This is a genomic window from Isoptericola jiangsuensis (assembly GCF_048320105.1).
Classification (GTDB): domain Bacteria; phylum Actinomycetota; class Actinomycetes; order Actinomycetales; family Cellulomonadaceae; genus Isoptericola; species Isoptericola jiangsuensis_A.
The window spans coordinates 2792830-2819445 of record NZ_CP182942.1; the positions used below are offsets into that span (position 1 = coordinate 2792830).

A 26616-nucleotide genomic window follows, 5' to 3' on the forward strand; every position below is an offset into this window, starting at 1 on the left:
TAAGTTGAGTGCAGACGACTCAACCCCCATCACGAAGGAGCGCCAACATGGCTCGAGCAGTCGGTATCGACCTCGGAACCACCAACTCGGTGGTCGCCGTCCTGGAGGGCGGCGAGCCCACCGTCATCGCGAACGCCGAGGGCGCGCGCACCACCCCGTCGGTCGTGGCGTTCTCCAAGACCGGTGAGGTCCTCGTCGGCGAGGTGGCCAAGCGCCAGGCCGTCACCAACGTCGACCGCACGATCAGCTCGGTCAAGCGCCACATGGGCACCGACTGGTCCACCCAGATCGACGACAAGAAGTACTCCGCGCAGGAGATCAGCGCCCGCGTGCTCGGCAAGCTCAAGCGCGACGCCGAGGAGTACCTGGGCGAGCCCGTCACCGACGCGGTCATCACGGTCCCGGCGTACTTCAACGACGCCGAGCGCCAGGCCACGAAGGACGCCGGCCAGATCGCCGGACTCAACGTGCAGCGCATCGTCAACGAGCCCACCGCCGCCGCGCTGGCCTACGGCCTGGACCGCGGCAAGGAGGACGAGCTCATCCTCGTCTTCGACCTCGGTGGCGGCACGTTCGACGTCTCCCTGCTCGAGGTGGGCAAGGACGAGGACGACTTCTCCACGATCCAGGTGCGCGCCACCTCCGGTGACAACCGCCTCGGTGGTGACGACTGGGACCAGCGCGTCGTCGAGCACCTCATCAAGCAGGTGAAGAACACCGCGGGCGTCGACCTGTCCAAGGACAAGATCGCCCTGCAGCGTCTGCGCGAGGCGGCCGAGCAGGCCAAGAAGGAGCTGTCGTCCGCGACCAGCACCAACATCTCGATGCAGTACCTCTCGATGAGCGAGAACGGCCCCGTCCACCTGGACGAGAAGCTGACCCGCGCCCAGTTCCAGCAGATGACGCAGGACCTGATCGACCGGACCAAGGCGCCGTTCCACGCGGTCATCCGCGACGCGGGCGTGTCGGTCTCGGAGATCGACCACGTCGTGCTCGTCGGTGGTTCCACCCGCATGCCGGCCGTGACCGACGTCGTGCGCGAGCTCACCGGTGGCAAGGAGCCCAACAAGGGCGTCAACCCGGACGAGGTCGTCGCCGTCGGCGCCGCCCTGCAGGCCGGTGTCATCGGAGGTGAGCGCAAGGACGTGCTGCTCATCGACGTCACCCCGCTGTCCCTCGGCATCGAGACCAAGGGTGGCGTGATGACGAAGCTCATCGAGCGCAACACGGCCATCCCGACCAAGCGCAGCGAGATCTTCTCCACGGCCGAGGACAACCAGCCGTCGGTGGCGATCCAGGTGTTCCAGGGCGAGCGCGAGTTCACCCGGGACAACAAGCCGCTGGGCACGTTCGAGCTCACGGGCATCGCCCCGGCCCCCCGCGGCGTGCCGCAGGTCGAGGTCACCTTCGACATCGACGCGAACGGCATCGTGCACGTGTCCGCCAAGGACCGCGGCACGGGGACCGAGCAGTCGATGAAGATCACCGGCGGTTCCGCCCTGCCCAAGGAGGACATCGACCGCATGGTGAAGGAGGCCGAGGAGCACGCCGAGGAGGACAAGAAGCGTCGCGAGGAGGCCGAGACCCGCAACCAGGCGGAGTCTTTCGCCTACTCGATGGAGAAGCAGGTCGCGGACAACCGCGACAAGCTCCCCGCCGACGTCGTCTCCGAGGTCGAGGCGGACGTCGCGGCCGTCAAGACGGCGCTCGAGGGCGACGACGCGGACGCGGTGAAGGCCGCCTACGAGAAGCTCGGGGCCTCCTCGCAGAAGATCGGTGAGGCGCTGTACGCGGCGGAGCAGTCCGCCGGTGCGGACGCCGGTGCCGAGGGCGCGACGGGCGGCGCCACGCCGGAGCCGGAGAGCTCCGACGAGGACGTCGTCGACGCCGAGATCGTGGACGACGAGGACGACAAGGACCGCAAGTGACGGCGGACGAGACCAAGGGAACCCCCGAGCAGCCCGAGGGCGGCTCGGGGACTCCCCCTTCCACTTCACGGACAAGCGCAAGGTCGACCCCACCTCGGGCGAGAAGCGCGACGCCCCCGACGTCGGCACCCCGGCCGAGCAGGACGCCGACGCGTCCGCGACGTCGGACCCGCTGGAGGCGCTCGACTTCGCCCCGGAGGGCGAGGCCGCCGAGGACTCGGAGCTGCTGACCGCCAAGGCACAGGCCGCCGAGCACCTCGACGCCCTGCAGCGTGAGCGGGCGAGCTTCACGAACTACCGCAACCGGGCCCTGCGCGACCAGGAGGCCGCGCGGACCCGGGGCACGCAGGACGTGCTGGCCGCGCTGCTGCCGGTGCTGGACGACATCGAGCGCGCCAGGCAGCACGACGAGCTCTCCGGGCCGATGGCCGCCATCGCGGAGAAGCTCGACGCGTCGCTGACGAAGTTCGGCGTCGAGCGGTTCGGCACCGTCGGGGAGGAGTTCGACCCGACGGTGCACGAGGCCCTCATGCACAGCACCGACCCGGAGGCCGCGTCCACCACGGTGAACCTGGTGGTCGAGCCGGGCTACCGCATCGGTGACAAGGTGGTCCGAGCCGCCCGCGTGGGCGTCGTCGGCCCCGAGTGACGGCAGGGGTGGGGTCCGGGTCTCGCGCACGAGGCCCGGACCCCACCCGTACTTCCCAGGGAGCAGAGAGGTGTCATGACCGGTCAGGACTGGATCGAGAAGGACTTCTACGCCGCGCTCGGCATCTCCAAGGACGCCGACCAGGCGGAGATCAAGAAGGCGTACCGCAAGCTGGCGCGCCAGTACCACCCGGACCAGAACCCGGGGGACGACGCCGCCGAGGCGCGCTTCAAGGAGATCGGCGAGGCGTACGCCGTCTTGTCCGACACCGAGCAGAAGCAGCAGTACGACGCGATCCGGTCGATGGCGGGCGGTGGCGCCCGGTTCGCCGGCGGGCCCGGTGGCGGGCCCGCGGGCTTCGAGGACGTCTTCGGCTCCATGTTCGGCGGCGGCACCGGCCGCGCCGGCGGGCCGGGCGGTCCTCGCGTGCAGTACCAGCAGCCCGGTGGCTTCGAGGACATCCTCGGGCAGATGTTCGGCGGCGGTGCCGGACGGCGTCCCGCCGGGTTCGGCGGACCGCAGCAGCGCAAGGGCGCCGACATCGAGCACAAGGCCTCGCTGTCGTTCCGCGCGGCGGTGCAGGGCACCACGGTCGAGCTGACCGTGGACGGCAAGGACCTCACCGCGCGCATCCCCGCCGGTGTGCACGAGGGGCAGAAGATCCGGCTGCGCGGCCGGGGCCGCCCGGGTGTCAACGGCGGACCGGCCGGCGACCTGCTCATCAAGATCAGCGTGGAGCCGCACCCGGTGTTCAGCGCCGACGGGAACAACCTGCGCATGACGCTGCCCGTCACGTTCGCCGAGGCGGCGCTGGGCACGACGGTCGAGGTGCCGACGCTGTCCGGTGAGACGGTGCGGCTCAAGGTCCCGTCCGGGACGCCGTCTGGCCGGACCCTGCGGGTCAAGGGCCGAGGGGTCCCGGCGAAGCATCCCGGCGACCTGCTGGTGACCGTGCAGGTGGCGGTCCCGCAGAAGCTGAGCCGCGCGCAGAAGAAGGCGCTGGAGGAGTTCGCCGCGGAGGTGGACGGCGAGGACGTGCGGGCCGGTCTGGCCGAGCGCGCGGCGCGGTAGCGCCGGCAGCGCGCAGGCCCCGCAGTAGCCTCGCACCAGGAAGGACGTCGGGAAGGAGGTCGGCATGGCCACGGACGACGTTCCCGTGCTCACGATCTCCCAGGCGGCCGAGCTCGCCGGGATGCACCCGCAGACGCTGCGGCAGTACGACCGGCTCGGGCTGGTCGTCCCGCGCCGCACGCGGGGCCGTGGACGGCGCTATTCGCGTCGCGACGTCGCGCGCCTGCTCGAGGTGCAGCGGCTCGCGCAGGACGAGGGCATCAACCTCGCCGGCATCAAACGGATCCTCGAGCTCGAGCAGCACGTGTCCGTGCTGGAGCACCGGCTGGCCGAGCTGGCCGGGCTCATCGCCGAGCGCCGGCAGGCCGACGGCCGGGTGTTCGCGGCCGGGACCAGGGGCGACGTGGTCGCCGTCCCGCTCGGCCGCCGGGTGAACCGGACCGACCTGCGGTTCGAGATCGAGGCGCGGCGGGAGTCCGCCGGGGCGCTGGTGCTGTGGCGGCCGTCGCCGCACCGAGAGCACGAATAATTACGAAATGGCGATGTTTCGTAACTCAAATTCTGTGCGGTAAGGCTTTCCTTAATTCTTTCGGGTTAGCATATCCTGCCTAGGCAGGATTCGAATTCGCGCCTATTGTGGTGTCATCGGTCACGACGAGTTGCCGTCACGACGAGTACCGACCCGAGGAGCGAACATGTCGACCCTGATGGAGATGCCCGAGGTCACCGAGTGTTCGGTGGAGGGCTGCGGCTACAACCACGACCACGACTGCCACGCCGGTGCCGTCACCATCGGCGGGGTCCCCGGCGACGCCGCCTGCGCGACGTTCATCCCGCTCGGCACCAAGGGCGGCCTGGACAAGGTGGTCGCCCACGTCGGCGCCTGCCAGCGGCAGGACTGCGTCCACAACGAAGGCCTCGAGTGCGCCGCGAGCTCGATCCGCGTCGGCTCCGGCCCGCAGAGCACCGACCACGCCGACTGCCTGACCTTCCAGACCTCCTGAGTCCCGCAGCGGCAGACCGCACGATCACGAAGAGCCCGGACGGATCCATCCGTCCGGGCTCTTCGACGTTCGTGGCCGGTGACCCGCGGCCCGCGGGTGGTGGCGGCGTCGCGCGGTCGCGCTCAGCGACGCAGGTGCTCGAGCAGGTCCACGGCGCTGCCGTGCGTGGCGGGCAGCCGCTCCATCCACACCCGGACCGGACGGCGCATCGTGTCCGCGACGCCGAGGATCTGCGCGTTGCGCTCCACGATCCGGCGCACCGACTGCGACAACCGCGCCACGTCCGGGGTCCGCTCGCACAGGACGGCGAACACGCCGTCGCTCAGCGACGCCATCGGGTGCCCGGGCCCGAAGACCTGCTCCAGGGTGCGTCCCACCGACGCCGCACGCGCCATCCGCTGCCAGGCGTCGAGGTCGTCGATGGCGACGTCGATGACCACCAGGCAGTGGGAGTCGGCCACGGACTGGCACGTCCCCTCCGTGCGTCCGTACGTCTCGCGCAGGCGCTCGCTCAGGTAGTCCGCCGTCGGCAGGCCCGTCGCCGGGTCGCGGACGCCGGCCAGCGACGGCTCGCGCTCGCGCCCCTGCACCCAGCCCAGGGCGGCGCCGCGCACCACGTCGACGTCCACGGGGGCGCCGACGGAACGGTAGAGGCAGGCCACGTCCTCGAGGGTCTCGTCCAGGCCGATGCCCGCCGAGCTGCGCGCGCACCCGAGTCGGTGGGCAGGAGCCTCGGGGAGCGGCCGTCGATGATCGCCTCGACGACGGCGTCGACGGCAGGGTGGTACCAGTCGCCCGGGCGCAGCCAGACTTCCGTGAGGCTGGCGGCGCGCCAGCGTTCGCGGGTGCTGGTGGCAGGAGGGCCACCGGTCGGCGTGGTCATGCTGTTGAGACTCCCATGAGGTACGACTATGACGCGATTTCCGGCATCCGGGTGCGGGTGAAACGTTCTGACCAGACTTTCACCCGGTCGGCCCTGACGCGAGTCGTCCTGGGGGCCAGTAGAGTAGCGCCGTCCCGCACCGATCTGGCGTCGGGACGACTGACGGCACGAGAAGCGGGAAAGGCGTGACCGACGTCTACGTAGGTTCGGACGGATCAGCTCCCAGCGACGGCGAGCTGATCCTTGAGGTGCGCAGCGGCAGCCTCGACGCCTACGGAGCCCTGTACGCCCGCCACGCCGCCGCAGCCAAGGCGCTCGCCCGCCAGTACGTGCGCAGCGAGAGCGACGCCGACGACGTCGTGGCCGAGGCCTTCCACCGTGTGCTCGGCGTCCTGCAGCAGGGCAACGGGCCCGACACCCACTTCCGCGCCTACCTGTTCACCGTGGTGCGCCGGCTCGCCGCCGACCTGGCCAAGGGCGCGCGGCGGTTGCGCCCCACCGACGACGACGGCACGTTCGAGCTGGCGCTCGGCCCCTCGTCGTCACCGGAGGACCCTGCCCTGGCGGGCTTCGAGAGCTCGGTCGTGGCCCGTGCCTACGAGGGGCTGCCCGAACGCTGGCAGGCGGTGCTCTGGTACACCGAGGTCGAGGGCATGTCCCCGGCGGACGTCGCCCCCATCCTCGGGCTGACGGCGAACGGGGTCTCCGCGCTCGCCTACCGGGCGCGCGAAGGCCTGCGCGTCGGCTACCTCCAGGAGCACCTGACCGCCGAGCCCGCGGACACCTGCCGCACCGTCAACCCGCTGCTGGGCGGGTACGTGCGCGGCAGCCTGTCGCGACGGGAGATCGGCAAGGTCGACAAGCACCTGGAGGACTGCGGCGGGTGCCGCACCCTCGTCCTGGAGCTGGGCGACGTCGCGCACGGGATGCGCACCGTGATCGCCCCGTTGGTGGTCGGCATCGCCGGGCTGGCACTGCTGGGCGCACTCCCGCTCGGTGCGGCCGTGCTGGGCGCCGGAGGAGCCGGTGCGGGCGCCGCGGCGGGTGCCGCCGGGGCAGCGGGGACCGCCGCCGGAGGCGTGGGTACCGCGACCGGTGCCGGGACCGTCGGAGCGGGTGCGAGCGGCGCGTTCACTGGTGCCGGTGCCGGTGCGGGTGCCGGGGTCGGGACCACGGCAGGGGCGGGCGCCACGGTGGGTGCCGGTGCGACGGCCGGCGGGACCGCCGCGGGCGGTGCCGCCGCCGGAGGTGCTGCGGCCGGAGGCGCTGCGGCGGGCGGTGCGGCTGGTACGGCCGCCACCGCGGGAAGCGCCGCGACGATGGCCACCGCCGCCACCGCGACGACCGCGACCGCCGCGACGGCGTCGACGGCCACCTCCGTGGCGACCACCGCGGTGCTCGCCACCAGCACCGCAGGCATCTCCGGGGTGACGGTGGCCGCCTCCACCGGCGCCGTGGCCGCCGCGACAGTCGGCGTCGTCACCATGCTCGGCGCCATGGGCGGCGGGGAGCCCGCCGAGCCCCCGGCGGCCCCGCCGGCCGCCGAAGCCGCACAGTTCCCCTCCGAGGAGGCGGTGCTGCCCACCCCCACCGCCTCGCCCGCGCCCGAGCCGAGCGCCGACCCGACCAACCCGGCCAACGTGCCCGCGCTCGTCGACCCCGACGTCGTGCGGGCCGTGGCGGTCCCGGCGCCGGCGGCCGTCGGTGTCAGCGTGGCCGACGCGGGCGACGTCCTGCAGCCCCGCGTCGCCGAGGGGATCGACCTCACGGTGTCCAACTCCGGCGGCACGACGGCGCACGACACCCTGGTGCGTGTCGACCTTCCGACCGGCATGCGGGTCGCGAGGACGGCGTCGTACGGAGGCTCCGCGGCTCCCGCCGCCTCGACCCCGGGCTCCTCGACCTCTGGGACGTCAGCCGGCGGGTCCTCGGCGGGTGGATCCTCCACCGGCGGCTCCACGGCGGGCGGCTCCTCGGCCGCGGCACCGCTCGACGTGACGACCCTGCCGTGCACGCCCACCGACGTCGCGGCCCAGGCGCTCTGCCGCATCGGCACCCTGGAGCCGGGAGCGACGCGCACCGTGACGGTCCCCGTCAGGGCCGACGCGGGCGGCTCGTACGACGTCGCGGTGAAGACCTGGGCGGACGGCGTCGAACCGCGGACCGCCACGCTGCCCTCCGCGCAGGTCGCCTACTTCGGTTCCGAGCTGACGGCGACCACCGGCGCCGTCGCCGCCGTCGTCAACCCCGGACGCGCCGACGTCACCTTCCGCGTCCAGAACACCGGCGACCGTCCCGCCGCCTCCGGCTGGGAGACCCGCGTGCGGGTGCCCGCCGGGCTCGTGCCGCAGTCGATCACCGGCGACCTCGCCTGCGAGACCGACGCCACCGCGAAGGACTCCGGCACGAACGTCTGGCGCTGCACGGGCGCCGAGCTCGCCCCGGGAGCCTCGGTCGCCGGTGTCGCCACCGTCGTCGCCGACGGGACGACCTCCGAGGGCGACTACGAGCTCGCGGTCGTCCCGGTGCTGCCGGACGACCAGCCCGCCCTGCGCTCCGCGGCCACCGTCTCGGTCGGCCGGGCGTGGGCGGGTGCGGCCTCGGGCGGCGGACCCGCCGCCGCGTCCTGCGCCGCGACCGGTGGCGTCGGGGTCGCCGACGCCGTCGTGACGAGCACCTACCGCAACCAGACCGCGCTCACCCTGCGCGTGCGCATGGGGGCCGCCGGGAGCTGGGCGTCCGCGGGGGAGCCGCTCGCACCGGGCGACGCGGTCACCGTCGTCGTCCCCGACGGCCTGCGGGTCCCGGGCGGGACCGTCACGTGGAACGTCTCGACGAGCGTCGCCGGCACGACGTACGAGCGAGACGTCCTGGGCGGCCGGCACGAGCAGGCCGAGTGCTACTCCCCGAGCTGGAAGGTCGAGTCGTCGGCCGAGGTCGTCAACGACGGCGGCCGGGTGCGGGTCGAGGGCACCATCACCAACCAGGGCAGCGAGCCGATGCAGGCGTCGATGTCCGCTGCCGGTGACCGGTCCGGTGCGGCGCGCCTCGGCGGCGGGGAGACCCTGACGTTCGGCATCACCACCGACAAGACCGCCCTCGACGCCGGGTCGGTGACGTTCGACCTGTTCCGGTGGGTCACGGACTTCGACGGCGACCAGCCCTCGGCCGGCGTGGTGCCCGCGACCACCCCCACCGCCACCTACCGCGGCGCCACGATCGCCCCCGCCGCCGGGCAGGCCGACCGTGCGGGCGAGTGCACGTACGACGCGTCGCAGGAGACCTCGACGCGCGCCTTCACGGTGCCGCTGGACAACTCCGGGTCCACGCTGCCGGTCGCGTTCGTCGTGCGGGCCGGCGGGGACCCGGTGCGGGTCACGCTCGGCGCCGGCGAGAAGAAGACCGTCGAGGTGCAGGTGCCCTGGGGTACCCGCACCGGGACGGTCACGGCGGACGGACGCGACCTGCGCACCCTGGACGTGGGCTTCGGCTCCTGCGCGCAGAGCCCGGGATGGCCGGGATCGGTCACCGTCTCCACAGCACCGCAGTGCACGGACGGCGTGGCGTCGCTCGCGGTCGACGTCGTCAACTCCGGCGGTCGGACCTGGCGGGCCGTCGTCGAGCGGGGCGACGAGAGGCTCGGGTCGACGACGCTGAGCGGCGGTGGCTCGGCCGGGTTCACCGGCGGTGCCGGCAAGGCGTGGCTGAGGTCGGGCAGCGTCACCGTGAAGCTCTCGCGGAGCATCGAGGGCACCGAGTTCACCGTCGAGAAGGTCGTCGACCACGACCGCGTCCGCTGCGTCGTCGTCGACCCGCGGGCGCGGATCGACGACGGCGAGGTCCAGACGGACCGGTACGACGCCTACGTGACGTCCTGGCGCAAGGTCGGCGTCGTGCTGGACAACACGCGGTCCACGGTGCCGGTCACGTTCCAGGTGATCGGGCCGCACGGCCTGGACGAGTCGACCAAGGTGCCGGCCGGTGAGACCCGGACGGTCGAGGGCCCCCGCGTCGACGGCCGACAGGGCGCGTCGTACACGGTGAAGACCCGCACCTGGTCGACCACCCTGGAGACGGGCACGTTCACCGCCGCCGAGTCCGGGTGGTGCGCCGAGCGCATCGCCTGGGGGACCGAGTACCAGGCCGGCGACGTGCGCTCCTGGAACGGGTACGCCTTCCGGTACCAGGGCTGGTCGGGGACCCCGCCGGAGGGCGCCGCCGCCGAGGGCGACGGAGCACGCTGGTGGAAGGACGGCCGCTGGAACGGCCAGTGGCGCGAGTGGGAGAAGCTCTCGCTCTGCGAGTACCGCTGACGACGGTCGGTCAGACGACGCCGTAGAGGCGGTCCCCGGCGTCCCCCAGGCCCGGCACGATGTACTTCTTGTCGTTGAGGCGCTCGTCGACGGCGGCGACGACCACCTGCACGTCCACGCGGTCCCCCACGGACTCCTGCACGACCTGGATGCCCTCGGGGGCGGCCAGCAGGCAGACGGCGGTGACGTCGTGGGCGCCGCGTTCCAGCACGTAGTCGATCGCGGCGACGAGGGTGCCGCCGGTGGCCAGCATCGGGTCCAGCAGGAACACCTGCCGGTCCGTCAGGTCGTCGGGGAGCCGGTTCGCGTACGTGACGGCCTCGAACGTCTCCTCGTCGCGCTGCAGGCCGAGGAACCCGACCTCGGCGGTCGGCAGCAGCCGGGTCATGCCGTCGAGCATCCCGAGGCCGGCGCGCAGGATGGGGATGACGATCGGGTTCGGTGAGCTCATCGTCACGCCCGTCGTCGTGGTGACCGGCGTGGTCACCTCGGTGGGCTCGACCCGCACGTGCCGGGTCGCCTCGTAGGCGAGCAGGGTGACCAGCTCGTCGACGAGCTGGCGGAAGACCGGCGACGGCGTGGTCCTGTCGCGCAGGACGGAGAGCTTGTGGGCCACCAGCGGGTGGTCGGCGACGTGAAGGCGCATGGTGCCACGGTACCGGGACGACGACGGGCCCGGCACGGAGAGCTTCCGTGCCGGGCCCGTCGTGGTCAGCCGCTCAGCGGCTCACGGGTGACTCAGCGCTGCGCGAGGCGGCGACGCACCAGGAACAGCGTCACGCCCGCAGCCACGAGCAGAGCGGCCACGCCGGCGGCGATGCCGACCGTCGCGCCGGTGCGCGGCAGCTCGGCGGCCGTCTGGGCGGCCACGTCGGCGTCCGCCACGTCGTCGCCCGTGGCGTCGACCGCGGTCTCCTGGGCGGCGAGGCGCACGTCCGACGGCGGGTTGGCGCAGTCGGCGGTGGCCTCCGGGTACTCCACGACGGTGGAGTAGTCCGGGTTCACCTCGAAGAGGACCTGGACGCCGTCACGCGTCCACGCGAAGTTGCCGTCCGTCTCGACGTACTCGCCGTCGACGAGCTCCCAGCCCGGCCACTGCAGCGGCTCGGTGGCCGAGGCGCCCGGCCACAGGAGACGACCCTCGAGCGGGAGGTCGGTCGTGACGTGGTTCTCGCCGTCCGGGTTGAGGAAGGTGACGGTCAGCGGGGAGTCGCCGTCCACCTCGACACCCTCGGGCAGGCTCACGGCGTAGGCGAGGTAGGGGACGTCGGACTCGCACACCGCGGCGATGTCGCCGGGGATCAGACCGCAGGCCTCGTCGGTGAAGGCGGACTCGTCCACCGCGAAGAGGGCCGTGGACGCGTCCACGGAGGTGAAGCCCTCGGGCAGCTCGCCCAGGGTGGCGCCCTCGGCGGCCGTCGCGAGGACGCCCTCGTCGACCGAGGAGTAGGTGATCTCGTCGGTGTTCGCCGGGACGACCAGGCCGTCGTTCTCCACGCCGCACAGGTCGGTCACCTGCGGCGCCTCGGGGGTGACGACGACGGGCTCGGTCTCGCAGATCTCACCGGTGAACTCGAAGGTCCACTCGGTGACGGTGTCGGGGGCGAGGACGACGCCCTCGGCCGGGGTCGCGGTGACGGTCACCTGGGTGCGCTCGTCGTTCCACTCCTCGGTGTACGCGGCGTCCTCGGTCTCGGGCAGCGTCACGCTGTTCTCGGCGTCGCAGACCTCGACCGGCGACGGGGCGGGCAGGGTGACGGGCTCCCCGGCGTCCTCCCCGCACTCGGGCAGGAGGTCGGCCAGCTCGCTGTGGCGGTGCCGCACGAGCTTCTCGAAGTACGGACCCTTGGGGTAGGTGATGTGCTGGTAGTCGGCCCAGTCGAAGCCACGGTGGATCCCGACGACGTCCTGCTGGACGCCCCACGATCCCTCGCAGACGTCGGCGGGCAGGTCCGCGACGTCGAACAGGTCGCCGGGGTAGTTCTCCGGCAGGGTCTCCCAGAACTCGCCGCCGTCGCGCGTCGCGATGAGGGTCTGGTAGCCCGAGTTCGCCCAGGCCGCCGGCTTGTCGGCGTCGAGCTTGGGGTACACGTAGAAGGCCGTCTCGACCTTCTGCTCCGTGGAGCCCTCGACGCAGGGCTTGATGGTGCCGCGCTTCTTCGCGTCGTAGCGGCTGCCGTCCACGGCGTCGACGACGACGCTCCACTCGTGCTTCTCGTCCTTGGTGAGGGAGAAGCTGCGCTCGATGGAGCGACCGAAGGACTCGGCCAGCAGCGTCTCACCGTCGACGACGACCTTCACGGTGTTCGCGTTCCCGCCGCGGTCGGAGTACTGGGTCAGGTTGATCGACAGGGCACCACAGGTCGCGTCGACGTTCGGGGTGTGGGCGGCGGCGGTCGTCGCGGTGGCGACGAGCCCTCCGAGGGCGAGCGTCGCGGTCGCGACGGCCGCCAGGATCCTCTTCACGGTGGGGGTGATTCCCTTCGACGGGTGCGAGCACCGGCACGGCGCCCGACGGAGACAGCGGGGGACGGAAGCCATCCCAGCAGTTCGGGGTGAAAAAGTACAGAAGAACGGCATGTCAGAAATATTGGTCACGATCGTCGACGTCCGGCAGGGGCCCCGCATCGTCCCTACGCTGTCCCTGCACGGGTCCGTCCGGACCCGCCGATGCCGGACCGGAACAGAGGTGGTGGGCGTGGCCGACAAGGAACGAGGCCTCGCGCTGCCCTGGGCCGACGGCACCTTCCCGCCCGCGACGATCAGCGGGCGCCACGCCGTCTGGCGCCACCTCATGGGGCTCGCGCTGCACGAGGCGACGCACGCGCTCGCCTCCGACGACGTCCCCGTCGGCGCCGTCGTCGTCTCCCCGGACGGGCGGCTCCTCGGCGTCGGGCGCAACCGGCGCGAGCTGACCGGGGACCCCACGGCGCACGCCGAGGTCCTCGCGCTGCGCCAGGCCGCGGCGTCCTGGGGGCGCTGGCGTCTCGAGGGCTGCACGCTCGTGGTGACCCTCGAACCGTGCGTCATGTGCGCGGGCGCGCTCGTCGCGGCCCGCGTCGACCGGCTGGTGCTCGGCGCCTGGGACCCGAAGGCCGGCGCCACCGGGTCCGTGTGGGACCTCGTACGCGACCAGCGTTCCCTGCACGCCGTCGAGGTCATCGGTGACGTCCGCGCGGACGAGTGCGCCGCCGTCCTGCAGGACTTCTTCGCCGCACGGCGCTGACCCGCCGGGACCGCCGGTCGCAGCGCCGGGCCGCGCCGGGCCGAGGGTAGGGCAGGCCCTACCCCGAGGAGGTGGGCGCACCGCATGTCGTGCCCGCCCGCCGCTCCGTAGTGTCGAGGGCATGACGACCCACCCGCCCACGACCGCCCGCGTCGCGCCGGCACTGACGACCCTGCGCGACCTGCGTCGCGCGCCCTGGGCGTCCGCCACCTACGACGGGATCGCCCAGGTGGTCGTCGGCTGGATCTGGCTGCTCGTGGGAATCCCGGTGTGGGTCCTGGTCGTCACCGCGGCCGGGCTCGTGCCCGCGCTCGGGCTCGGACTGCTGCTGCTGCCGCCCACGCTCGCGCTCACCCGAGGGTTCGTCGCCCTCGAACGCCGCCGGATCGCCGCGCAGACCGGCGTCGTCGTCCCGGCGCCCGCCCGCCGGGTCCCGGCGCGGCCCGGCTGGTGGTCGTGGACGTGGGCACAGCTCGCGGACGCGCGGAGCTGGCTCGCCGTCGCCTACCTGATGGTCGCCTACCTGGCCTACTCGCTGCTGTTCGCCGTCGTCGTGGAGCTGATGGCCGGCGCCGTCGCCGCCGTCGTGCTGGGCGTCCGCGCCCTGACCGACGCGGACCCGCTCGGCCTGCTCGCCGTCCCCGCCGCCGTCGTCCTGGTCTGGACCGCCGCGCTCGCCGCCCAGACCGGCAACCTCGTCACGGTCGCTCTCGCGCGAGCCATGCTCGGACCGCCCGCCGACGCCGAGGCGCGCGCCGCCCAGCAGGCCGCCGAACGGCAGGCACGTGCCGCCGCCGCCGAGGCGCGCGCCGCCGAGACCGCCGCCGAGACGGCCCGCCGGCGCGCCGACGTCCTCACCGAGACCCGCACCGCAGCCCTCGAGGCCGCCGACACCGAACGACGCCGCATCGAGCGCGACCTGCACGACGGCGCCCAGCAGCGCCTCGTCGCCCTCGGCGTCGCGCTCGGCACCGCCCGGCGGGAGGCCGAGCGCGACCCCGGCGCCGCCGTCGTCGCGCTGGAGCACGCCCACCACGAGGTCAAGGAGACCCTGGCCGAGCTGCGCGACCTCGTGCGCGGCATCCATCCCGCCGTGCTCGCCGACCGCGGGCTCGACGCCGCACTGTCGGCGCTCGCCGCCCGCAGCCCCGTGCCCGTGCGCGTCGAGGCCGGTCCGGGTCTCGAACGGGCCGGCGCGACGGCGCAGGCCGCCGCCTACTTCGTCGTCGCCGAGGCGTTGACCAACGTCGCCCGGCACGCGGCCGCGCAGCACGCCGTCGTGCGCGCCGTCGTGACCGGCCCGGCCGACGGGGACACCGGACCCGAGGGGACGGACGCCGCCGGGCGGCTGCGCATCGAGGTGGTCGACGACGGCGCCGGTGGGGCCGAACCCCGTGCCGGCAGCGGCCTGGCCGGCCTGCGCGGGCGCGTCGCCGCGCTCGACGGCACGTTCGACCTGACCAGCCCGGCCGGCGCCGGCACCCGACTGACCGTGGAGGTGCCGTGCGCATCGTGATCGCCGAGGACTCGGTCCTCCTGCTCGACGGCCTCGCCCGGCTGCTCCGCTCCGAGGGGCACGGGGTGGCCACGTACCGCACCGCGGAGCCGATGGTCGCCGCGCTGTCCCGGGACGGAGCGGAGCTCCCCGACCTCCTCGTCACCGACGTCCGGATGCCGCCGTCGCACACCGACGAAGGCCTGAGGGCCGCCGTCCACCTGCGCTCCGTGCACCCCGACCTGCCCGTGCTGGTGCTGTCCCAGTACGTGGAGCAGCGCTACGCCGCCGAGCTGTTCGCCGCCGGGACGCGGGGCCTGGGCTACGTGCTCAAGGACCGCGTGGCCGACGTCGAGGAGTTCCTCGCCGCCGTCGACCGGGTCGCCTCCGGCGGGACGGTCCTCGATCCCGAGGTGGTCTCGCAGGTCCTGGCCCGGTCGCGCAGCGACCTGGGGGGTCTGACCCGCCGCGAGCGCGAGGTGCTGGCGCTCATGGCCGAAGGGCTGTCCAACGCGGCGATCGCCGAGCGGCTCGTCGTCGGGCTGCCCGCCGTCGAGAAGCACGTCACGAACATCCTCACCAAGCTGGGGCTCCCGCCCGACGCCGACACCCATCGGCGCGTGCTCGCGGTGCTGCGCTGGCTCGACCTGAACGGAGACCTGCGATGAACGACACCCAGCCCCTCGACCGGGCCGGTACGGCATCGTCCTCGCACCCCACGACCCCGCCGCACCCCACGACCCCGCCGCAGTCCGCAGCGCCGCAGTCCACGGTGCCGCCGTCCGGCTCGACGGGTGAGGCCGCGGGCCCTGCGCCGACGGGAGGCCGCAGCGGTGCGGGGCGGGTGCTCCTCGTCGTCGGCGTGACGGTCGCGGTGCTCGGCGCCCTGTGGGGTGGCGTGCACCTGGTGGACCTGGCGCTCAGCGGCACCGAGCACCGCCAGGAGTCCTTCGATGCGACGCAGCACCTCGAGCTGGTCGCGGACGGTGAGGTGACGGTCCGTGCGGCCGAGGACGCCACCGGTGTCGAGGTCGACGTCGAGTCCCGCGGCGGGCTGGCGACACCGGCCTACTCCCGGCAGGAGGTGGGCGGCGACCACCTCGTCCTGACCAACGAGTGCCCGGCGTGGGCGGGCCTGGTGTCGTGGACGTGCTCGGGGCGGCTGCACGCCGTCGTCCCGGCGGGGACCGAGGTGACGGTGCGGACCTCGAACGGCGACGTGCTGGCCGCCGGGCCGGTGGGTGACACGGACATCGACACCTCGAACGGTCGCGTGCGGGCCGAGGACGTCGACGGTGACGTGCGGGCCCGGTCGTCGAACGGCGACGTCGAGGTGCGGGGTGTCGCCGGCGACGCGGTGACGCGCTCGTCGAACGGCGACATCGAGGTCTCCGGGGTGAGCGGACGCCTGGAGGCGCAGTCGTCCAACGGTCGGATCGAGGTCGCGCAGGTGGGCGACCGGGCCGTGGTCAGGACGTCGAACGGCGACGTCGAGGTGCGCGACGTCGGCGGGTCGACGGACGCGCGGTCCAGCAACGGGTCCGTCGACGTGGCGGCGGTGGCGGGCGACGTCTTCGCGAGGACCTCCAACGGTCGGGTCACCGTGGTGGGCGACGGGGAACCGGTGGCGCTGACCATCGACACGTCGAACGGCGAGCAGGTCGTCGAGGGGCCGACCGACCCGGCGGCGACGAGGACGGTGGAGATCCACAGCTCCAACGGGGACGTCGCGTACCTCGCGCCCTGACCTGGCGCGCTCGGAGACGTGCGGCGTCAGAGCAGGTCGGCGAGCTCCACCAGCGTCTCGGTGACGCCGGCCTCGACCTTGACGGTGGCCAGCGCGTCACCCCGGGTGACGCCCCGGTTGACGATCACCACGGGCATCCCCGCCTTGGCGGCGTGGCGCACGAACCGCAGCCCGCTCATCACCGTCAGGGACGTGCCGGCCACGAGCAGCGCGTCGGCGGAGTCGACCAGGTCGAACGCCCGCTGCACGCGGTCGCGCGGCACGTTCTCCCCGAAGTAGACGATCTCCGGCTTGAGGACGCCGCCGCAGAACTCGCAGTCCGCGGGCCGGAAGTGGGAGGTGCGCTCGACGACGGCGTCGGCGTCCGGGGCGACCTCGATGTCCGCGACCGTGGTGCCGCCCTCCAGCACGGACTCCACGAACCCCGGGTTGAGGGCGTCGAGGCGTTCGGCCAGGTGCTCGCGGGAGATCACGCGGGAGCACTGCAGGCAGATGACGCGGTCGTAGCGTCCGTGCAGGTCGATGACGGTGCGGGAGCCGGCGTCCTCGTGCAGCAGGTCGACGTTCTGGGTGATGACGCCGCGCAGGATCCCGCGCGCCTCCAGGTCGACGAGCGCCCGGTGGCCGGCGTTGGGGTGGGTGCGGCGCACGTGCTGCCAGCCCACGTGGTTGCGGGCCCAGTAGTGCCGCCGGAACGCGTCGTCGCTCACGAACTGCTGGTAGGTCATCGGGTTGCGCGGCGGGGAGTCGGGGGAGCGGTAGTCCGGGATGCCGGAGTCGGTGGAGATCCCGGCGCCGGTGAGCACGGTGAGCGTGCGGCCCTCCAGCGCACGGGCGGCGTCCTCGACGGTGCCGTGGGCCACGACCGCGTCCGGTGGCAGGGACCAGTGACGCTCCTGGTACGTGGGGGCGACGGGACGCACGACGGGTTGCACTCCTCGAGGGTACGACGGCGGCTCGTGGGGCGTCCGGTGCGTGGCCCCGCTGACGGGCCCGGGACGGGGTGGCGCACGGCGCCGGTCACGATCGGGTGAAGGAACCCCGAGGGCGTTGACGAACCGTCGGGATAGCGGTTACCTTGATGAGAAACCGGTTTCTCGCGACGCTCACCGCAGAACGACGCAACATCTCGACGAGGAGATCCATGACACCGATCGGGCGGAGCTTCCGCACGTCGCTGGCCGTGCTGGCCACAGCGGCACTGACTGTCACGTCCGCGCTCACGGCAGTCGCCGTCGGGCCGGACGACGCGCTGGACGCGAGCGACCTCGCGCCCGGCGACTACGCCACCGTCACGGACACCGGGACGGACTTCACCCTTTACGCCACCGACGCCAAGAAGGTGTCCGTGGACTCCACCGACCGCATCTCCGACCGTGGCGACGTGTTCACCCAGCGGATCAAGCTCAACGGTTCCGGCACCGCCGAGAGCCGTTCGCTGCACTTCACCGTCGGCGCCGACGACGTGCCCACCCAGGTCGTCGTCAACGCGCGCAGCAGCGGCAGCAGCGACCGCGCGATCGCCCTGTACGACGCCACCGGTGAGGTCGCCCGCGTGCCCGCGCTCGGCGACGACGAGAACGTGCCCGTCGCCACCGCCACGATCGACGTCGAGGCCGCCGGTGACTACTACCTCGCCTCGCCGAGCTCCGGTGTCAACGTGTTCTACGCCCAGCTCGGGGCTCTCGACCTCGGCGACCGCGCACCCTGGGCCGACGTCGCGGCGCCCACCGTCGACGCCGTCACGCTCGACCCGGCCGACCCGGGCACCCTCCTGGTGGACTACACCGGTCTGCTCGGCACCGACGGCGGCGACGTCGCCCACGCGGCGCTGTACGACGCGACCGGCGCGGTCGTCGACCAGGCCATGACCGTCACCGACGGGCCGGACGGCACCATCGCGCTGAACCCGCCCGCCTCCGGCGACTACGAGGTGGAGGTCGAGCTCACCCGGTACGGTCAGGACGCCCCGCTGACCTCGGAGCGCGTCGCCCACGACGGGTTCACGCTGCCGCTCGCCGGCCCCGAGGTCACCGGTGCGCTGACGACGGCCGTGGCCGCCGGCACGGCGACCGTCACCGTCGAGTGGGGCGCCGTGGCCGAGGCCGAGGCGTACTCCGTGCAGACGGCGCAGGGCGGGGAGTTCACCACCGCCGTCGCCGACGTCACCGGCACCACCGCCGACGTCCCCGGGCTGACCCCGGGCGCCACCTACCAGGTGCGCGTCGTGGCCCAGCGCGGCACCGACACGACGGCGGGCGAGCCCGTCGAGGTCGCCGTCGCCGCCGCGGTCGAGCGGTGGAAGAGCTCCGACATCGGCTCGAACGCCAACTCCGGCGGCGAGATCGTCGAGAACGCCGACGGCACCATCACCTTCGACGCGCGCGCCAGCTCCACCAAGCTCGCGTCCTCGGAGGACGGCTTCCAGTACTACTACACCGAGATCGACCCGACGACGGAGAACTTCACGCTCACCGCGACGTTCACCGTGGACGACGCCGCCACGAAGGACAACCAGTCCGGCTTCGGCGTGCTCGCCGTCGACACCCTGGTCCCCGGGGAGTCCGCGGCCCGCTACATGAACTCGGCCGGCGCGCTCATCACCCGGTACGGCGAGGGCACCGGCAGCGTCACCGACGGCATGCCCGGAGCGCGGTTCGTGCAGGGCTACACGGGTGCGCCGACCGACAACACCGCCGGCGCGCGCGACTCGTCCGACTCCGAGGTCTTCGACCCCGCGTGGCGCTCCGAGGTCGCGACCGGGCCGAAGTTCGCCACCGGCGACGTCTTCACGCTCAGCCTGCGCAGGTCGAACACGGGCTACCACGCCACCTGGCACCGCGATGGCGAGGACCTCGAGGTCATCCAGTACGACCCCGACATGCTGCTCCAGCAGGACGGCGACCGGCTCTACGTCGGCATGGCCGTCGCACGCAAGATCCAGGTGACGGTCTCCGACTGGGAGCTCACCACCATCCACCCCGACGACGACGAGGCACCGCTGGAGCCGCCGACGGAGTACGTCCCGGCCACCCTCGGGGTGGACATCACCTCGACGACGCCGCAGGACAGCCTCGACGTGCCGTTCGTGGCGAACATGTACGGCACCGGCCAGATCCTCGACGCCGCAGGAGACGTCGTCGTGGACGACATCGCGCTCGCCCCCGGGGAGCGTGCGCTGGCCACCGTCGACCTGGAGCCCGGCGTCAACGAGCTGACCGCGCGCCTGCTGCCCGACGCCGAGCAGCCCCACCTCGGTGAGCGCGAGGAGATCGAGTCCACCGACCCGGTCGACGTGCGCCTGAGAATCACGGTGCACTCCTACGGTCGGCCGGGCCAGGCCATCTGGGTCGCCCCGGACGGTTCCGCGGACGGCACCGGCACGCAGGCCGACCCGCTCGACCTGCACACCGCCGTCGGGTTCGCCCAGGCCGGTCAGCAGGTCGTGCTGGCCGACGGCACCTACGCGCTGGAGCGCAAGGTCGTGGTGGAGCGGGGGCGTGACGGCACCGCCGACGCCCCGATCACGCTGATGTCCCAGCCGGGCGCGCGCGCCACGCTCGACCTGGCCGGCTCGCCGGACGGCGGCCTGGTGCTGCGGGGCGACTGGTGGCACGTGTACGACCTGGAGATCACCGGCTCGCGCGACAAGGCGAAGCCGATGCTCATCGAGGGCAACCACAACGTGGTCGAGCGCGTCGAGTCGCACCACAACGCCGACACGGGCATCCAGATCTCCGGTCGCTCCGCGGAGCCGCCGTCGATGTGGCCGTCGGACAACCTGGTCGTGTCGTCCGTGTCGCACAACAACGCGGACCCGGGCGGCAACGACGCGGACGGCTTCGGCGTGAAGCTCACCGTCGGCGAGGGCAACGTGCTGCGGCACAACATCGCCCACCACAATATCGACGACGGCTGGGACCTGTACGCGAAGTCGACCACGGGACCGATCGGGACCGTGATCGTGGAGGACTCCGTCGCGTACGACAACGGCCGCCTCGAGGCCGACCCGTCGAGGACCGGTGAGGGCAACGGGTTCAAGCTCGGCGGCGAGTCCATGCCGGGCGACCACCTGCTGCGCAACTCGCTCAGCTACGGCAACCTCGGCACCGGCGTCACGTCGAACTCCGGCCCGGACGTGCGGCTCGACGGCGTCACGTCGGTCGCCAACGACCGTGGCGTGCGGCTCGAGACCAACGCGGCCTCGACCGCGTACGAGGCCACCGGCGCCGTCTCGTGGCAGAACCCGACCGTCGACCTGCTCGCCCTGAAGCAGGCGGACACGTCGCTGCTCACCGACCCGTCGAACCACTGGAACCTCGGTGGCGCGACGACGGTGGACGCGTCGTGGTTCGTGTCGACCGACGTCGACGCCGTGACGCCGGAGATCGCGGCCGACGGCTCGATCGACATGCACGGCCTGTTCGAGCTCACCGAGGCCGCGCCCGCCGACGCCGGGGCACGGTTCGCCCCGGTCGAGGAGCCGACCGTCATCGACCTGCTGCCCGAGGTCTCGGACGCCGAGCCGGGCCCGGACCAGTGGTTCGCCTCCACCGTGTACGTCCGCGGTGACGTGGTGCAGCACGACGGCGTCGTCTACGAGGCCCGCTGGTGGACCCGCAACCAGGAGCCGGGCACGTTCCTCGGCTTCGGTCCGTGGGCGGAGGTCGGCCCGGCCGACGCCGCCCCCGCGGTCGCCGAGTGCGCCGCCGCCTGGGACGCGGGGACCACCTACACCGGGGGTGAGGTCGTGTCGTTCGACGGCGTCAACCACCGGGCGATGTGGTGGACCCGTGGGCAGGAGCCGGGTGCGAGCGTCTGGGGGTCCTGGTCCGCCGTGGAGCTCTGCCGCTGACGCCGGCACGCACGGCCCGAGGGCCGGGAAGCACCCCACGGTGCTTCCCGGCCCTCGGGCCGTGCGTCGTCCAGCCTCGCTCAGGCGGTGCCGGACGTCGTGCCCGACGTCGTGCCGTCGGTCGCGCTGCCCGGCACCTGGCCGTCCTGCGGCACCTGGCCGTCCTCGGGCGGGACCCCGCCACCAGGCATCTGGCCGTCCTCCGGCGGGACGCCGCCACCGGGGCCCCCGGCGCCACCGGCGCCGGGTCCGCTGCCCGTCAACGTCTCGACGGCGGTCGCCTCGGCGACCTGCTCGCCGTCGACCGAGACGCCGTAGGTCTCACCGCTGGTGATCCCCTCGGCGGTCGCGGAGACGGTCGTCGCGTCCGTGCTGAGCTCGGCCGTGGCCACGACCGTGCCGTCGGCGTCCGTCACCTCGACCGTGCTGCCGGCCGCGACCGACGTCTCGACCGAGATCCACCCGTTGGTGCTCTCGAGCGTGCCGGTGTTGGCGTTGCCGACGGTCACGATGGTGCCGCCCGTGACGGTCGTGGTGCCGCTGGCGTCCAGCGCGCCGTCACCGCCGACGCCCGGCGCCGACTCCACGACGAGGTCGCCGCCGCTGATCTCGGTGACACCGTTGGAGTCGAGCCCGTCGAAGCCGGCGTCGATGTTCACCGTGCCGCCGGTGACGGTCAGCGAGGCGCCCTCCTGCGCCGGCTCCTCGCCGCCGCCCGGGCCGGGGCGGGCGCCCATGGCGTTCCCGTCGGCCGTGTCGCCCGTGTCGCCGGGCACGGCACCGGGCACGTCGCCCGTGGCGTCGTCCTCGGTACCGGTGGTACCGGTGGTGCCGTCAGCCTCCGGTGCGGCCGGGGCCGCCGCCGAGTCCTCGGGCACCGTGCCGTCGTCGGCCACGGAACCGTCGGTCGTCTCGTCGGTCGACTCGTCGGTCGTCTCGTCCGTGGCCGTGTCGTCCTCCGCGTCCTTGACGGTGGCGTTGATGCCGTCGTCGGAGGCGGTGATGTCCACGACGCCGTCGGAGATCGCGACCACCGCGGCCTCCAGGCCCTCCTCGGACTCGGTGACCGTGACGTTGCCGCCCGCCACCGCGATGTCCGTGAACGCCTGCGCGCCGTCGGATCCCGCGGCGAGGGTCACGTCGCCGTCGAGCAGGGCGATGTACCCGGCGGTGGCGTCGGAGTCGTTGTCCGCCTTCAGGGCGTCGCCGCCGGCGGTCACGTCGATCGTGCCGCCGTCCACCACGAGGTAGTCCTTGCCGCGGATGCCGTCGTCGACCGCCGTGACGTCCACGGTGCCGCTGGTGATGGCGAGCCCGTCCTTGCCGGTGATGCCGTCGTTCGCGTTGCCGACCACCTCGAGCGAACCCTCGCCCGAGATCGCCATGTCCGCGGTCGAGTACAGCGCGGCGTTGGCGGCGTTGTCCTCGTCCGTCTCGGTGTACTCCTCGGCGTCCTCCAGGCGGTTCGTGGAACCGTCGGCGAGCACCACGGACACCTGGTCGGCGTCCTGGACGTCGATCGCGGCACCGGTGGAGGACGTGATGTCCGCACCGTCGAGCACGAGCCGCACCACGCCGTCGTCCGGGGACTCCACGACGACCTGCCCGGCGAGCGTCCCGGAGAGCCGGTACGTGCCCGGTGCGGTGATGGTGACGGTGTCGCCGTCCACCTCGACACCGTCGGCGGCGGACGGCGAGTCGAGGTCGACGGCGATCTCGTCGGCCTCGTCCCACGTGCCGTCGGCGAGCGCGACGGTCTCGCCGGCGTCGAGGTTCTCGGCGAGGACCTCGGCGGCCGTCATCCCCGCGGACGACGTCGCCGACACCTCGCTGGTGGTCGTCGAGGATGCTTCGGTGGCGGTCGCGTCGTCGGTGGAGCACGCCGCGACGGCGCCCACGGTGAGGACGCCGGCGGCCGCGACGGCCACCGCCTTGGTCCAGGGGGTGCGTGCCCAGCGGGGCAGGTGCTGCGGGTTCATGGGTGATCCCTTCGGGGTCGGGGGCGTACGGGTCAGGCGGCCAGGCGCTCGCGGCGCAGGCGTCGCCAGGGATGGTCGGGCAGCTCGGGCCGGAGCACGGCGAGCCCGGTGGCGTACTTGGAGATGCGGTCGGGTCGGTGCCCGGCCCGCCACAGGAGGCGGTCCACGGACGACGGCGCGGTGCCCGCCTTGGTCTCGACGACGACGAGGCCGCCGACGTCGGCCCAGCGGGCGACGCCGTCGGGCCCGGGGGCGAGCCGCCAGGTGAGGTCGGTGTCGAGGGTGACGCGGGCGTCGTGCGTCAGCAGGGTGGTGCGGCGGTAGTGCGAGGAGAGCACGGGTGCCAGGTGCGACGACGGCGGTGCGGCGATGCGGGCGGCGGCGAGTCGGTCGTCGACGAACCGGGCGGCCTGCGGTGCGAGCTGCGGGCCGGCGTCCGCCGTGGGCACGCGTTCCTTGACGGTGACGCCGCGGGCGGCGCGCGTCTTGACCTCGAGGAAGGTGCCGCCGGTGTCGACGTAGGTGCGCATCCGCACCTTGTAGCGGCGACGACGACGGCGGGCGGCCTGGTGGAACGTCACGAGGTCGGCGGTGTCGTAGTAGGTGGAGGCGTAGGTGAAGGTGCGGCTGCCGTCGATCTGCAGGACGCGCACGCCGGGCCCGATGCCGGCGAGCAGGTCGGCGACCTCGCCGGGGGTGAGGACGTACTTGCGGTCCACGCGGGTCTGGAGCGCGGCGGTCGCGTCGAGCTCGGTGAGGGAGACGGGCGTGCTGTCCGCGAGGGCGTGGGTGACGACGTCGGTGGAGGTGGGGCAGGGCTGGGTGGCGGTCGGCGGGATGGTCATCGGGTCACCGCCAGGTCGCCGCTGCGCGCCGAGACGTCGTCCTCGATGGGGCGGGCCTGTGCGCGTCCGCGGGTGGAGGTGGTGCGGTAGCGCACCTCGACGGCGGTGGTGTCGTTGGCGAGGTCGAGGCGTTCGACGGACACGCTGTGCACGTGGGCGCCGAGCAGGTGCTCGAGCTCGGCGACGAGGACGCCGTGGTCGGTGACGGCCCGGTCGAGGACGACGCGCTGGGTGCGGTGCCCGGCGAACAGCCGGGGGCTGTCGGCGAGCGCCATGACCAGGACGATCAGGGCCATGCCGGCGACGGCGAGCCAGCCGACCGACGAGCCGAGCCCGCCGAGGAGGCCGAGCGCGAGAGCTGCGAAGTAGTAGGCGACCTCGTGCTGGGAGAGCTCGGTGGAGCGGAGCCGGATGATGGACAGCACGCCGAACAGGCCGAGGCCGAGGCCGGCGCCGACGCTGCTCTGTGCGAGCACGGTCGCGACGGCGAGCACGCCGACGTTCACGCCCAGGTAGGCGACGACGAGGTCGCGGCGCCGGTGCCGGGGGAAGTAGAGGGCGAACGTGAGGATCGTGACGGCGACCGCGTCGATCGCGTAGAGCAGGTAGGGCGACATGGGGCTTCTCCGGATGTCGTGTGCGGGTGGGCCGCGACGGGGGCGTACGGGCTGATGAACACCGAGTGAACACGACCAGACTTCGGCGGAACTGGGCTGGACCTGCGGCTTTCCTGGGAACGCTGGGAGGCCCATGCCAGCGCCGGTCTGTGAGGGTAGGTAACGAATAGGTGACGACCGCGGTGTGTCCCTGGTCACACCGTGCGCCCGCCGACTAAATTGCAGGAGTCCGAACAAACTCTGTCTGCCAGTGAGGCTCACCGATGAGACACCGTTCGACCCCGGGCCACCGCACCGCGCTCGCCCTCGCCACCGCCACCACGCTCGTCGTCGGCACCGCGGCCGCCGCCGCGGCCGCACCGACCGCCCCCGACGCCGGCTCCACCCACGACGCCGACGGCGTCAACGGGTTCCGCACCCTCGGCTACTTCCCCGGCTGGGGAGTGGGCGACAGCCACGACTACGAGGTCGCCGACCTCGTCAAGACCGGCGCCGTCGCCGACCTCACCCACCTCACCTACGCCTTCGGCAACGTCACGAGCGACCTCGTGTGCGACGCCAGCGACGACGTCGTGCCCGACGACGGGATCGACCCCGGCACCCCCGAGGGCGACCCCGAGAACGACTACCTGCGCCTCGTCGGGGCGAGCGACGCCGTCGACGGCGTGGCCGACACCGCCGACCAGCCGCTCGCCGGCAACTTCAACCAGCTCCGCAAGCTCAAGGAGCTGTACCCCGACCTGCAGATCACCGTCTCGCTGGGCGGCTGGACCTGGTCGGACAACTTCTCCGAGGCGGCGCTCACCGCCGAGTCCCGCCAACGTCTCGTCGACTCCTGCCTGGACGTCTACCTCGACGGCGACCTGCCGGTCTACGGCGCACAGGGCGGCGAGGGCGTCGCCGCGGGCATCTTCGACGGCTTCGACATCGACTGGGAGTGGCCCGCCGCCTCCGGCGAGCACGCCTCCCCGAACCCCGACGTCGACAAGGAGAACTTCCTGTCGCTCATGGAGCTGTTCCGCGCCGAGCTCGACGAGCGCTCCGCCGCCACCGGCGAGGACTACCTGCTCACCGGGTTCGCCCCCGCCGGCTGGTCGCCGCGCACCAACGGCGGCTGGGTCGACCCGCGCCTGGCCGAGGTCGTCGACTTCCTCAACATCCAGGGCTACGACTACCACGGCACCTGGGTCGCGGACCGCACCGGCCACCAGGGCAACCTGCACCCCTACGCCTGGCCGGACAACCCCAGCGCCAACTGGGGGCTCGCCGCCGACGGCCTGCTCGGCGCCTACCGCGCCGCCGGGTACGACGACGACCAGATCGTCCTCGGGCTCGCCGCCTACGGCCAGGGCTGGTCCGGCATCGACGACCCGACGCCCGGCGCCGCCGCAGGTGCCGCCGTCGGCGTGAAGAACTACTCTGAGCTGCGCACCCTCGGCACGGAGTACTACGACGGAGAGGCCGTGGCCGCCTACCGCTACGACGGCGACCAGTGGTGGAGCCTCGACACCCCCCGGTCCGTGGCCGCCAAGGCCGACTGGATCGCCGAGAACGGGTACGGCGGCGCCTACTTCTGGGACATCGCCGGCGACTACCGCAACGAGCTCGGCGGCACCCTCGCCGACACGTTCCGCGCGGCCGCACCCGGACCGCTCGTCGCCGACGGCGGCGCAGCGCCCTGGTACGCCACCGGCGTCTACACCACCGGTGACGTCGTCTCCCACAACGGGACCGAGTACTCCGCGAAGTGGTGGACCCGCAACCAAGAGCCCGGCACCTCCCCGCACGGCCCGTGGGCCGTCGTCGGAACCCACGGCGACCACCCCGCCGCCGTGGAGGAGTGCGGTGCGGCGTTCGACGCCGGAACTGCCTACACCTCCGGTGACGTCGTCTCCAAGGGCGGCGTCAACCACACCGCCATGTGGTGGACCCGAGGATCCGTGCCCGGCGCGGAGACGTGGAACGCCTGGGACGCCGGGACGCCCTGCGCCTGAGGTCGCCGAT

19 protein-coding genes are annotated in these 26616 nt (G+C 73.1%); 12 read left to right on the top strand and 7 right to left on the bottom strand.

Translation table 11 applies throughout. The annotated features are described in order from the left end of the window. The first annotated feature begins 47 nt into the window (after window positions 1–47). The 5 genes from dnaK to ACNHYB_RS12835 all read left to right on the top strand — a co-directional run bounded on the left by dnaK (window position 48) and on the right by ACNHYB_RS12835 (window position 4652). Window positions 48–1928: a molecular chaperone DnaK gene (gene dnaK / locus ACNHYB_RS12815; protein ID WP_418275723.1), complete on the top strand. Its 1881-nt coding sequence runs from the start codon at window positions 48–50 to the stop codon at window positions 1926–1928. Next, window positions 1822–2577: a nucleotide exchange factor GrpE gene (grpE, locus tag ACNHYB_RS12820; protein WP_418275724.1), complete on the top strand. Its 756-nt coding sequence runs from the start codon at window positions 1822–1824 to the stop codon at window positions 2575–2577. The genes dnaK and grpE overlap by 107 nt, the downstream gene beginning before the upstream one ends. 75 nt (window positions 2578–2652) lie before the next feature. Further along, window positions 2653–3648, top strand: coding sequence for a DnaJ C-terminal domain-containing protein (locus ACNHYB_RS12825; RefSeq protein ID WP_418275725.1), 996 nt, complete (start codon window positions 2653–2655; stop codon window positions 3646–3648). Window positions 3649–3712: 64 nt separating this feature from the next. Further along, a complete protein-coding gene (locus tag ACNHYB_RS12830) occupies window positions 3713–4177 on the top strand; it encodes a heat shock protein transcriptional repressor HspR (RefSeq protein ID WP_418275726.1) in 465 nt (154 codons plus the stop codon). Between the two features lie 166 nt (window positions 4178–4343). Then, window positions 4344–4652 carry a DUF1540 domain-containing protein gene (locus ACNHYB_RS12835; RefSeq protein ID WP_418275727.1) on the top strand — a complete coding sequence of 103 codons (309 nt, stop codon included), beginning with the start codon at window positions 4344–4346 and terminating at the stop codon, window positions 4650–4652. A 122-nt stretch (window positions 4653–4774) separates the two neighbouring features. Here ACNHYB_RS12835 and ACNHYB_RS12840 read toward each other — a convergent pair whose 3' ends face one another. Further along, window positions 4775–5314 (bottom strand): hypothetical protein, encoded by a 540-nt coding sequence (locus ACNHYB_RS12840; RefSeq protein ID WP_418275728.1) that lies wholly within the window; start codon window positions 5312–5314, stop codon window positions 4775–4777. Window positions 5315–5720: 406 nt separating this feature from the next. On the opposite strand from ACNHYB_RS12840, the gene ACNHYB_RS12845 reads away from it, so the two are divergent. After that, window positions 5721–9848, top strand: a complete 4128-nt coding sequence (locus ACNHYB_RS12845) for a sigma-70 family RNA polymerase sigma factor (RefSeq protein ID WP_418275730.1) — start codon at window positions 5721–5723, stop codon at window positions 9846–9848. 10 nt (window positions 9849–9858) lie between these two features. Here the strand turns inward: ACNHYB_RS12845 and upp are convergent, their stop codons facing one another. Both upp and ACNHYB_RS12855 read right to left on the bottom strand, forming a co-directional pair. Continuing rightward, on the bottom strand, window positions 9859–10494 hold the full coding sequence (gene upp / locus ACNHYB_RS12850; protein ID WP_418275731.1) for a uracil phosphoribosyltransferase: 636 nt from the start codon (window positions 10492–10494) through the stop codon (window positions 9859–9861). A gap of 92 nt (window positions 10495–10586) precedes the next feature. Continuing rightward, the gene (locus ACNHYB_RS12855) at window positions 10587–12314 is read right to left on the bottom strand and encodes a hypothetical protein (RefSeq protein WP_418275732.1); all 1728 of its coding nucleotides are present in this window, start codon (window positions 12312–12314) and stop codon (window positions 10587–10589) included. A 328-nt stretch (window positions 12315–12642) separates the two neighbouring features. On the opposite strand from ACNHYB_RS12855, the gene ACNHYB_RS12860 reads away from it, so the two are divergent. The 4 genes from ACNHYB_RS12860 (at window position 12643) to ACNHYB_RS12875 (ending at window position 16316) form a co-directional block, all read left to right on the top strand. Beyond that, window positions 12643–13074, top strand: a complete 432-nt coding sequence (locus ACNHYB_RS12860) for a nucleoside deaminase (protein ID WP_418278050.1) — start codon at window positions 12643–12645, stop codon at window positions 13072–13074. Window positions 13075–13195: 121 nt separating this feature from the next. Then, window positions 13196–14590, top strand: a complete 1395-nt coding sequence (locus ACNHYB_RS12865) for a histidine kinase (RefSeq protein ID WP_418275733.1) — start codon at window positions 13196–13198, stop codon at window positions 14588–14590. Further along, complete coding sequence (locus ACNHYB_RS12870) at window positions 14578–15237, top strand: response regulator (RefSeq protein ID WP_418275734.1); 660 nt, start codon at window positions 14578–14580, stop codon at window positions 15235–15237. The genes ACNHYB_RS12865 and ACNHYB_RS12870 overlap by 13 nt, the downstream gene beginning before the upstream one ends. Next, window positions 15234–16316, top strand: coding sequence for a DUF4097 family beta strand repeat-containing protein (locus ACNHYB_RS12875; protein WP_418275736.1), 1083 nt, complete (start codon window positions 15234–15236; stop codon window positions 16314–16316). Before ACNHYB_RS12870 ends, ACNHYB_RS12875 begins: the two co-directional genes overlap by 4 nt. 26 nt (window positions 16317–16342) lie before the next feature. Here the strand turns inward: ACNHYB_RS12875 and ACNHYB_RS12880 are convergent, their stop codons facing one another. Then, a complete protein-coding gene (locus ACNHYB_RS12880; protein WP_418275737.1) occupies window positions 16343–17251 on the bottom strand; it encodes a Sir2 family NAD-dependent protein deacetylase in 909 nt (302 codons plus the stop codon). 209 nt (window positions 17252–17460) lie between these two features. On the opposite strand from ACNHYB_RS12880, the gene ACNHYB_RS12885 reads away from it, so the two are divergent. Then, window positions 17461–21171 (top strand): carbohydrate-binding protein, encoded by a 3711-nt coding sequence (locus tag ACNHYB_RS12885; protein WP_418275738.1) that lies wholly within the window; start codon window positions 17461–17463, stop codon window positions 21169–21171. Between the two features lie 80 nt (window positions 21172–21251). On the opposite strand, the gene ACNHYB_RS12890 is transcribed toward ACNHYB_RS12885, so the two are convergent. The 3 genes from ACNHYB_RS12890 to ACNHYB_RS12900 are packed head-to-tail and all read right to left on the bottom strand — an operon-like array spanning window position 21252 to window position 24612. Next, window positions 21252–23150 carry a carbohydrate-binding domain-containing protein gene (locus ACNHYB_RS12890; RefSeq protein ID WP_418275739.1) on the bottom strand — a complete coding sequence of 633 codons (1899 nt, stop codon included), beginning with the start codon at window positions 23148–23150 and terminating at the stop codon, window positions 21252–21254. Window positions 23151–23182: 32 nt separating this feature from the next. Then, window positions 23183–23995, bottom strand: coding sequence for a polyphosphate polymerase domain-containing protein (locus ACNHYB_RS12895; RefSeq protein ID WP_418275740.1), 813 nt, complete (start codon window positions 23993–23995; stop codon window positions 23183–23185). Then, on the bottom strand, window positions 23992–24612 hold the full coding sequence (locus tag ACNHYB_RS12900) for a DUF4956 domain-containing protein (protein WP_418275741.1): 621 nt from the start codon (window positions 24610–24612) through the stop codon (window positions 23992–23994). Before ACNHYB_RS12900 ends, ACNHYB_RS12895 begins: the two co-directional genes overlap by 4 nt. 263 nt (window positions 24613–24875) lie before the next feature. Here ACNHYB_RS12900 and ACNHYB_RS12905 point away from each other — a divergent pair, with 263 nt between their 5' ends. Continuing rightward, complete coding sequence (locus ACNHYB_RS12905; protein ID WP_418275742.1) at window positions 24876–26606, top strand: glycosyl hydrolase family 18 protein; 1731 nt, start codon at window positions 24876–24878, stop codon at window positions 26604–26606. Window positions 26607–26616: the final 10 nt, after the last annotated feature.

What these genes read in the sequence shown, in the direction of transcription:
- ACNHYB_RS12900 (WP_418275741.1), bottom strand. Translation starts at nt 24,612, where the DNA reads ATGTCGCCCTACCTGCTCTACGCGATCGACGCGGTCGCCGTCACGATC.
- ACNHYB_RS12905 (WP_418275742.1), top strand. Translation starts at nt 24,876, where the DNA reads ATGAGACACCGTTCGACCCCGGGCCACCGCACCGCGCTCGCCCTCGCC.
- ACNHYB_RS12890 (WP_418275739.1), bottom strand. Translation starts at nt 23,150, where the DNA reads ATGAACCCGCAGCACCTGCCCCGCTGGGCACGCACCCCCTGGACCAAG.
- ACNHYB_RS12895 (WP_418275740.1), bottom strand. Translation starts at nt 23,995, where the DNA reads ATGACCATCCCGCCGACCGCCACCCAGCCCTGCCCCACCTCCACCGAC.
- ACNHYB_RS12835 (WP_418275727.1), top strand. Translation starts at nt 4,344, where the DNA reads ATGTCGACCCTGATGGAGATGCCCGAGGTCACCGAGTGTTCGGTGGAG.
- ACNHYB_RS12825 (WP_418275725.1), top strand. Translation starts at nt 2,653, where the DNA reads ATGACCGGTCAGGACTGGATCGAGAAGGACTTCTACGCCGCGCTCGGC.
- ACNHYB_RS12875 (WP_418275736.1), top strand. Translation starts at nt 15,234, where the DNA reads ATGAACGACACCCAGCCCCTCGACCGGGCCGGTACGGCATCGTCCTCG.
- upp (WP_418275731.1), bottom strand. Translation starts at nt 10,494, where the DNA reads ATGCGCCTTCACGTCGCCGACCACCCGCTGGTGGCCCACAAGCTCTCC.
- ACNHYB_RS12860 (WP_418278050.1), top strand. Translation starts at nt 12,643, where the DNA reads ATGGGGCTCGCGCTGCACGAGGCGACGCACGCGCTCGCCTCCGACGAC.
- ACNHYB_RS12885 (WP_418275738.1), top strand. Translation starts at nt 17,461, where the DNA reads ATGACACCGATCGGGCGGAGCTTCCGCACGTCGCTGGCCGTGCTGGCC.
- dnaK (WP_418275723.1), top strand. Translation starts at nt 48, where the DNA reads ATGGCTCGAGCAGTCGGTATCGACCTCGGAACCACCAACTCGGTGGTC.
- ACNHYB_RS12830 (WP_418275726.1), top strand. Translation starts at nt 3,713, where the DNA reads ATGGCCACGGACGACGTTCCCGTGCTCACGATCTCCCAGGCGGCCGAG.
- ACNHYB_RS12865 (WP_418275733.1), top strand. Translation starts at nt 13,196, where the DNA reads ATGACGACCCACCCGCCCACGACCGCCCGCGTCGCGCCGGCACTGACG.